At 40.5% G+C, this 8,447-nt stretch carries 7 protein-coding genes and 1 pseudogene; 2 read left to right on the forward strand and 6 right to left on the reverse strand.

The features are described 5' to 3' along the window. Positions 1-110 precede the first annotated feature (110 nt). The 5 genes from RM368_RS29570 to RM368_RS29590 form a co-directional block, all read right to left on the reverse strand. Complete coding sequence (locus RM368_RS29570; protein ID WP_322697361.1) at positions 111-797, reverse strand: hypothetical protein; 687 nt, start codon at positions 795-797, stop codon at positions 111-113. 689 nt (positions 798-1,486) lie between these two features. Then, complete coding sequence (locus tag RM368_RS29575; RefSeq protein WP_322697362.1) at positions 1,487-2,599, reverse strand: ParB/RepB/Spo0J family partition protein; 1,113 nt, start codon at positions 2,597-2,599, stop codon at positions 1,487-1,489. Beyond that, on the reverse strand, positions 2,596-3,351 hold the full coding sequence (locus RM368_RS29580; RefSeq protein WP_322697363.1) for a ParA family protein: 756 nt from the start codon (positions 3,349-3,351) through the stop codon (positions 2,596-2,598). The genes RM368_RS29575 and RM368_RS29580 overlap by 4 nt, the downstream gene beginning before the upstream one ends. Positions 3,352-3,841: 490 nt before the next feature. After that, the gene (locus RM368_RS29585; protein ID WP_322697364.1) at positions 3,842-4,609 is read right to left on the reverse strand and encodes a class I SAM-dependent methyltransferase; all 768 of its coding nucleotides are present in this window, start codon (positions 4,607-4,609) and stop codon (positions 3,842-3,844) included. 275 nt (positions 4,610-4,884) lie between these two features. Next, complete coding sequence (locus RM368_RS29590; protein ID WP_322697365.1) at positions 4,885-6,186, reverse strand: hypothetical protein; 1,302 nt, start codon at positions 6,184-6,186, stop codon at positions 4,885-4,887. 635 nt (positions 6,187-6,821) lie between these two features. Here RM368_RS29590 and RM368_RS29595 point away from each other — a divergent pair. Next, the gene (locus RM368_RS29595; RefSeq protein WP_322697366.1) at positions 6,822-7,037 is read left to right on the forward strand and encodes a hypothetical protein; all 216 of its coding nucleotides are present in this window, start codon (positions 6,822-6,824) and stop codon (positions 7,035-7,037) included. 341 nt (positions 7,038-7,378) lie between these two features. Beyond that, positions 7,379-7,606 carry a hypothetical protein gene (locus RM368_RS29600; protein WP_322697367.1) on the forward strand — a complete coding sequence of 76 codons (228 nt, stop codon included), beginning with the start codon at positions 7,379-7,381 and terminating at the stop codon, positions 7,604-7,606. A gap of 368 nt (positions 7,607-7,974) precedes the next feature. Here the strand turns inward: RM368_RS29600 and RM368_RS29605 are convergent. Continuing rightward, positions 7,975-8,447: pseudogene (locus RM368_RS29605) on the reverse strand (mobilization protein); the annotation flags it as partial.

Here is an 8,447-nt window from a genome sequence, read left to right on the forward strand (position 1 = left end):
AATATAAAATTTAATCTATTTTATACGTACACAGCTTTACTGAAATTAATCTTATTCGGCTAAGACTGTTACACAGCTATAAAGATAAGAGTTGATAAAAATGTTCATACTCAATTTATTCCAAAGTGCTCTCGCGCACTATTTTTTGCCTGGTTATAGTTAAAACCGCTATTTCTTACTAGAAATTTGGCGTAATCATCGACATCAACAAATTTACCGACCATTTTTAATTCGTTTGGTGTTAAGGGTGGACTGACTACCAGTCCATTCTCATCGGCAATAATTAGACTTCCTAAAGTTACTGGTACTCCAAAGAGATTGATTAGACCATCAATCTCTTCTTCCCATAGTCCTCCAGAGCCACAACATGTTTTGCCAAGTGCCCAGATAGGGAAGTTTTCAGGAATACTTTCTACATCTCGCAGCCTTCCACCAATAACGACACCAGTCACTCCCTGCTGATAAAAGCTCTCCAAAACAATTGATCCCACCGGAGTGCTACGTCCATTAGGTGGTTCAATTTGAATGGCTACAATTCCTCCAGAAGGGACGTTGATACTAAACTGCCATTCCTTAGACTGACGACTACCTATCGGTATGAAACGAACCGTGCGCTTTACCTCCCCAACGATTCTCTTAGTTGCTCTATACTGTTCCAAGTCCAGAATGACACCAGGATTCTTTTTGAGATAGTTAACTGCATCGAAAAAGTGACTACTGGTCAAATTTTTCTGTTGAGCTAAATCAGAGATTGTCAGCACAGGCTGAATATTACCTGAGTCCGGTGAAAAGCTCATGATAGATAAAGTTTTATTGAAATAGATATTTATGACAGGGAGTAACGCAATAAAACATTTAAATTCAACGGAGCAACTGCTCCGCTAAGTTTAATTAGATTGGTACGTTGCTCTTATCTGTTCTAAATACTTATACTTATATATGTTGTCCGTAGTATCAAAAATAAAAACTATGCTAAGCTTTCGAGGCATGATTCCCTGAGAAAATTGGGTATTGCTGGGTTGCCTAGAATACTTAGGAAGAGTCTTCTCACAAATCGATAGTTCACTACTCACTCTTGCATATTCCCAAAAACGAAAGTATGGGTCTGAAATCTACTGCTTACTCTTATTTTCCTAGATTACCTTTGATTAATTAGACTGATTATAGCAATACTTACAAAGTATACCGAAATATTACTTATTTTATTTATAAAATAGTGTGATTCAGATCACTTGCTTCTTGGATCGCGGTTACGAGGCCATTCGTTTAAACCCCTTGGTTAATTCTTGCCCATCTCCCCCGAAAAAAAATCGCTCTCGTTCTAGTTCTTCTTGACTCTCAGATACTTCTACTTGGAAGCTATTTCCCATACCCTTACACCCTGTTTCTGCTTCTACTAATTTAGTGCATCTTCATGGAGAACTGGTATTAGTATAAAAAATATTTGACCCTTTTGCCTTCTACGTCCTGGTTTTGGTATGTCAGGTTACTCAACATTTGTCAGCGTCTCCAGTTGTGCAAGTAGTTTTTCTATTTGCTTGCGCTTCTTAGGGTCTGACCAAATACGCGACTTTTTTAGTTTGGTAGTCGCAGCAGTAAAGCGCTCTTTGTAATTGTCAGACTCAGTGTTAGAGGTGGAAGCTGGGCTTTTCTTCTCAATAATACGCTGTCTAATTTCGCTTAAAGACCAGTTTTGGGCAATAGCTTGTTCTAAAAAGGCAATGCGCTCATCTAATTTCTGAATCTGGGCGATGGCTTTGGCTTTGGTGTACTCTAGTGAACCTTCCCTTAGTGCATCTAGGATATCTTCTGGGAGGTTTAACAAGGGCAGGCGGTTCTTAACGAAAGATTCCCAGGTCATTAACCCTAAGCCTTCAAACACTCCTTCAACAATTTTTAGGTCTGGGTTTAATGGCTGCTCCTGGTTGAGATCGGAATTATCTGTTTCGGTTTTGCCCATAACGTTATGGGTAGATAATTCAATATCGCCTTCCTCATCGCTGATAGCGTTATTGGTAGAATCATTTTCAACTCCGCCCATAACGTTATGGGTAGGTTCATCACCTTCACTTTCCGGTTCGCCCATAACGTTATGGGTAACTGTAGATGCTTTGTTTTTTAGGCGTTGTAGGCGATAAAGTAATGGCGGGATATCCTCAACACTTAGACCTAGTTTGAGAGACAGCAGTTGCAGGATACCTTCAGTTTCTTCAACTGGGTTGAGGTCTTCTCGAAGTAAGTTTTCTATAAGTGCAAATTGAAAAGCTGCGTTGTCGTCTAACTCTCTAATGACAACGGGGACAACTTTCAGCCCAATACTTAAGGCAGCACGATAGCGGCGTTCTCCTGCGACTAATTCGTGTTTTTCTCCATCAAGGGGGCGGACTAAAACGGGTTGGAGAATGCCATGCTGTTTGATGGATTCAGTTAACTGCTTTAATGCTTCAGAATCAAAATAACGGCGCGGTTGATTCTGCGGCAGAACAATCTGATCTAAGGGCATGGATTGAGCAGAACCAGCATTATTGATGCCTGTGGTGTCCCAAGGTACATCAATTTTGCTTTTGAGGGGCTGGCTGGCTTTAGTAGTGCGTCTCATTTTAATGATTCTAAACTAACGGCTATTTTTTTCAAGATGGCGACAGATGGGTGTTTGGGTTCGTAAACTGCAAGGGGCATTCGTTCTTCTGAAGCATCAACAAAAGCAGTAGAGCGAGGAATGGGGGCAAAGACAGTTCCGGCGCTTGCTAGCTGTTCGGTGATGGCTGCTAGGGTACGAGTGTCCTGGGAGTTCCGGGCATCGTATTTTGTCGGCACAAATCCGGCTATTTGCAATTTGCGGTTTGGTTTGTTACGTACTGTAGCAACCGTTTTTAAGAGTTCGCCTGTTCCCTCAAAGGCTTTGAAATGGGTTTCCAGAGGCACGAGAACATGAGTGGCAGCTACAAGGGAGATGTAAGAGAGTAGCCCTAAGCTGGGAGGGCAATCTATTAAGATAAAATCATAATCTGATTCAATTGGTTCGATGGCTTCTTTCAGGCGAAAATCGCGCATGGAAGCACTAACCAATTGCATTTCTGCCGTACTCAGAGAGATGTTGGCAGGGGCTAAATCCATGCCGTGAATCCCCTCATGAATTGGCAGAGGTTGTTCATCCACAATGGCATTGTTGACAGTTTGCTCTATGTCTCTTGGAACCAAGCCCATAAAGATAGTCAAGCTGGCTTGGGGGTCTATGTCGATGAGCAGAACACGATGACCCAATTGCGCTATTTGGTAGCCCAGGTTTTGGGTAAGGGTGGTTTTGGCAACACCTCCCGCCTGATTAAAAACTGCGATGATTCGGCTCATAAGTGAGTTGGTTTACCTGCACCATTACAACTTAAGATAACTGTTGATGCGTCAATCGGTACTGTTTATTTAGGGATGGGGTAAATCTCACCATCACTAACAATTCATCCACAGTTTTATCTCTAATTACAGCGTTTGCTGATTTTTGCTCAAGCTTGTGCAATTACAGCATGAACGTCAAGTCAATGCGCGTTTAAGAACTCAGCTTGGGCTTCCAAGTGATGCACTGCCCAGATGACCGACTGGCGCAATTCTTCACACCACATCAGCCATTAAGTCAAGCGAACACTTCACTGAGGGTCACGGAAACTGTTGCACATCGCTTGGGCTGTTGTTAAAAAGAGGCAGCCGTTTGACCAAAACTATACATTAAAACAGCAATGCACTTGACAATTGGCTACGGTATCTACGCTATATCTACGCCTTATAGTGAGATGTATTTAGAGCTTAACCGAACCGTATTGACCGTCTCCAGACAATTTTTCTGATTTTATTGCCCACTGGAGAAATTAAGATGCGTTCGCCCTGGTTGCTCATAGAAGGCAAGCCTTGGTTCTAAATAAGTTTCTATGCATGACAGTGCAGGGAGTACTGTAGCATAAGAGCCTGGCACATTAACAGAACCAGAATATAAATAAGTTTCACGACTAGGAAGCATTATCTTTTGGATTTCCCACAGCCCTAAGTGCCTACCCCAATTCGGTAGACCAATTTCCTCAGAATCTTCTATAAAAAAGATTGGTTCTGGCCACTTAAAGGGTGGTTTTTGCAGATTTAGTGGTCTCCAACCCCCTGTGCATATCTCAAAATTAACTTCAACTTTAGGATAAGTTGTTACCAGCAGATATCGAGAGCCACTCTTCTTAATGTTTTCAATAGCTTTACCGATATCGCAAAAAGACAAATGCACTAATGCATCTCGGCACAAAATGATGTCAACCTTGGGTAGTGTGTCCTTTGTCAAGTCTCGTCTTCTAAAAACTCGATTGTATTGTGCATAATTGTGATTATTGCTTTCACAAATGCTGTCAACTATATCAACGCCATAATATTTATCGACTTCGAGGTCAATCTCTTTCATCCAATTAAAGTCACCACAGGCAAGATCCAGAAATGTTTTTGCAGCTAGCTTTTTAACTAACCAGGGCAATTGTTTCCTAATCTCCTCTGTATTTTTGAGGGTTGAACCCCAGCCAGAAGCTGACTCAGGACAATTCCATAGCTTATGGCGAAAAATGGTCTCGAACGTTTCTTCCATAGTCTTTATTTAAAGTAGGTACCGGAGGCTGGCTTACACCAAAGGAATGGCTTCCCGAAAAACATGAACTTATCCCACTATTCTTAAAATGCCTAATTCTTTTAGTAGAATCTCGTATAAAAGCTTGTTTTTTCGTTTTTAATTATCAAGAAACTGAAGCTTTTTAGCAAAAAATTTATTAGTTGGATATGTTTATATCAAAATGCCTATATAAAAAAGGGAGCAATCCAATCATAGGAAAAAGCAATATGCTAAGCAGTCAAGGTAAATTACCATCAAAACAATTCACCAAATCGTTTGATTACCATATGCATAACAATTTCATTCAAATAATTAAGCTCAGTTAATGCAACTTTTACTTCATTGATATTATCATACGTATCAGCTATAAGTAGAGTTTGTTTGTACACCTCTTGTTTCAACAAGTTATTTTTAATTTCTTCTCTTTCATGTTCATAGTCAAAACATTCTCGAAGCCTATCTTCATTGCTCTCGTTATCAGCTTCACCCTGTCTACGAAGTTCGGCCTCTTCTTTAATATACTCGTACGAGTTTTTAACTTCTCGAAGTACTTTCTTAATTAACTCTAAACCCTGCCTTTGTGCATCATCTAGCATTTGCAGATATTTGTCACACACTTCGCATCTAAGGCGACTTCCAAGATTTATAGCGGTTACTAGCGTGGCATATTTCATACTGGGCGGGTTTTCCACGTATCCCCTACTGATATGTTCCTCAAAAATAACAATAAACTCTAGCGAACCGTCGTCGCTCAAGATTTTCATTGTATGTAAGATAGCTCTAAATAATTTCCCGTCTGACGACCGGAACGTCGATTGAACTTTTCGGGAGCTACTCCCGGAGTGATTTAATCTTCTACGGAGAGCTAAGAAGACGGACTCTGCAAGCTCTTCTAACCATCTTCGATTGTTTTCTTGTGGCAAATGGTTAAGTAGGTCTTCCAAACGCCAGTTGTTATTTCTATCAAAAGGAGTATTAAATAGACCAAAAAGCTTCAATGAGTCTTCCTTTACGGGTATAACACGAGTTTCTCTTAACACATTTTCTCTCGTCCTAATATCTTTAGGATTTTCTACAATCAAAGCGATTGTATATTGGAAAATATATTGATCGTTAATAGATAAAGTTTCTGGAGATAAGATACCGCTTTGCGATCCCGCTTGGTTACCTGGAGCTAATGGTGGGACGGGGTTTGGTGAATTTGGTAATGGTATCTCTTGTTCACCTTGTTCGGGCTGGGAGAGCGCCTCTTGCTGCTGTCTCCTCCATGTTGCCTCCACTACTGCCCGAAGTCCTTTTTTGTTGACCTTTCCATTCTTTAGTAGGTCTGACAAGAACCGCCATAATTTGCTAGCAATATTTTTCTCAAGGTGCTCAAGCCCACAACTATCATACTCGTTCTTTTTACGTATCTCTGCATGGATCTCTTTGTAAGTTTTATCTATCCAAGCTCCCCTAATTAATTGCTCTTCAACATTAGTCAGTCGTCTATTGGTGTTAGGAAAATCTAATTCCACTAATTCCTTTATAAAATCAAGTGCCTCTTCACTGTCCATTAGTTAACTCCAGGGAAAACATGATTTTGATTTATAAGAATTTAGGTAGTCGGTTGAGGCAGTAGAGATGGTTAAGAACTCCGTTACCTTCCCGCAGTTTGTTGACAAGCTTGTTAGATTGCCGAATATACTTGAGTAAGTCCTCTAAGTTTATCAGAAATATTAGTTAAAGCTAGCAGCTGAACTTTGCTTACCTCAGCATTTGTAAGCAGAAAAACTCTGACATTTACTGTATTGTCACTCTTCAAGGCATAGTCTAAATTAGAGGATACATAGCAGCAATCCTATCTGAATAGGAAAAATTACTTTTTTAACGAATCGCCTTCACGTAGTGTAGCGAAGCGTTTAGAACGCACGCGTTTGCGAAGCCTTACCGTAGGCTAGAACGCGAAGAAAGGAAAAAGAGAATTTTAGAAATCATTTAGGACTGCCTGCCATAGCTCAAATCATTCAAAAAAAACAACAAAATTACAATTATATTTGAGTTAAAAAATGATGAAATAAATGATTTTATCTGAATTTTTAGCTAGAAAAACAGAAAAGCAATTTTTTTTTTAGCTATGCATTCTTGAAAACAAAAAAAATTAATTTTTCCGCTTCAGCCTCCAGCAAATTAATCACTTGTAAGGCACAAAATGAATCTAATAAACAACCACAACTTTAGGTATTTTACCTATTTAGCTTTGCTCACTACCCTTTTAGCTGTACTAGCAAAGTTTGATGGAACCGTCACCGTGCAAGTCACGCCCTTAAGCTTACAAGTGGTAGTGAACAATCGTTCTGCTGGGTGTTCAATTGACCCGCAGTTGCCGGAAATCCAGCCCCAGCTGCCTGAGCAGAAATTGGCTTAGTACAGGATTTCACAAGTTCGCAATGAATTATGAGCTTATAAGAGTGCTACTAACTAGGCTTTAGAAACACTACGAACTTATGAAATGCTATAGGAGCAAATAACCACTCTGCTGCTACCAGGGGCAAAGTAAAAACCAAAACACTTGCCTAAACGGCATTTCAGCTTGCTAGTTTTTAGATGAATTAACAGTTCAATAGCAATCACCTGCTGTGCTTAAAAGCTTCTAGTCATAGCCTTTCTAAAATTACTTTGCCTTGATATCAGCTTCGTTAGCTCTACCCCTTGTTCAAGGTGTGCAATTGAGTTTTTGTCAACTTAAGACAATTGGAGTTCACAGCCATGATAACAAATCAGTATAGTCGTCTATTCAAATTGACTGCTAAGTTCCTCAAATATTTCTTACTAGCAATATTTGCCTTTGCGATCGCCTGCATTCTATCCATGAGTTTTGGGGCTGTGAATATTGTCACAGTGCTGCTGCCCTTTGCAGGAAATTGGTTTTATAAGCTGGGAATTATCTTGTTGTGTTTGATGACAACAACAGTAATCTTAGAATCTCTGCGTTAAATGTGACTGGTAGGTATTTTCGTCCCCCCGTCAGGCAATCGCCCAAAGGGTCATCCGCAATTAAATCTCGAATTCCAGTAAAGGCACTCTTTCTGCGCTCATTGAAATTACGGCATGAGCATCAATTGATCAATTTGGTAAGATGCTGTACGCCTTTTCTGTGTGGACGCGTTCTCTATCGGTTGGGGAAATGGAGAAAAATGAAATTAATCACTAACATTCAAAAACTCGTGGCTCGGAGTCGGCGTTAGCGGAGTGGCTCTTGCGGGCTTGCAGGATCTAGTTGGCTCAATCAGTAATCTCCCTGCCCGTAAGAGCCACCGACTCCGAGAGCGTAGCGGTCACGAGTTCGGTCTACTCGGCATGGCTCACAAGCTAAAACCACGCTCTTGCTGTCTCTGCTTTTCTTGCTCCTCCCTCAGATGAGCTTCTAATTCCTGACTCCAATTAGGATTATGGGTTTTGAGCCTTTTACCAATTGGCAACAATTCTAATACTGCACTAGCTGTTTTATTACCAAGATCATCATTATTGAATGCTACGACAACCCTATTGAAACTCTTGAGAAATTCCATAGGTAGCTTATTCGGGTCATCAGCTACCATAAACATGGTTCTAGTTGCTGGTAGCCCCTTGCAACTTGAGATAACATAGGTGGCTGCTGACATGGCATCAATTGGTGAAGAACACAAAAAGACATTTTCTACCTTGGACGTTGGTTGCCCTCCCAATCTCAGATAAAACCAACCATAAGGTGTAGAGGTGTTTTGGTCGTACTCCACAGTCCGATGATTTTCTCTAGGCTTTGACCAAATTAATGCGCCAGTTTTTTCACCATCTA

Source organism: Nostoc sp. DedSLP03 (genome assembly GCF_034530815.1).
Lineage (GTDB): Bacteria > Cyanobacteriota > Cyanobacteriia > Cyanobacteriales > Nostocaceae > Nostoc.

What these genes read in the sequence shown, in the direction of transcription:
- RM368_RS29600 (WP_322697367.1), top strand. Translation starts at nt 7,379, where the DNA reads ATGATAACAAATCAGTATAGTCGTCTATTCAAATTGACTGCTAAGTTC.
- RM368_RS29590 (WP_322697365.1), bottom strand. Translation starts at nt 6,186, where the DNA reads ATGGACAGTGAAGAGGCACTTGATTTTATAAAGGAATTAGTGGAATTA.
- RM368_RS29585 (WP_322697364.1), bottom strand. Translation starts at nt 4,609, where the DNA reads ATGGAAGAAACGTTCGAGACCATTTTTCGCCATAAGCTATGGAATTGT.
- RM368_RS29570 (WP_322697361.1), bottom strand. Translation starts at nt 797, where the DNA reads ATGAGCTTTTCACCGGACTCAGGTAATATTCAGCCTGTGCTGACAATC.
- RM368_RS29575 (WP_322697362.1), bottom strand. Translation starts at nt 2,599, where the DNA reads ATGAGACGCACTACTAAAGCCAGCCAGCCCCTCAAAAGCAAAATTGAT.
- RM368_RS29580 (WP_322697363.1), bottom strand. Translation starts at nt 3,351, where the DNA reads ATGAGCCGAATCATCGCAGTTTTTAATCAGGCGGGAGGTGTTGCCAAA.
- RM368_RS29595 (WP_322697366.1), top strand. Translation starts at nt 6,822, where the DNA reads ATGAATCTAATAAACAACCACAACTTTAGGTATTTTACCTATTTAGCT.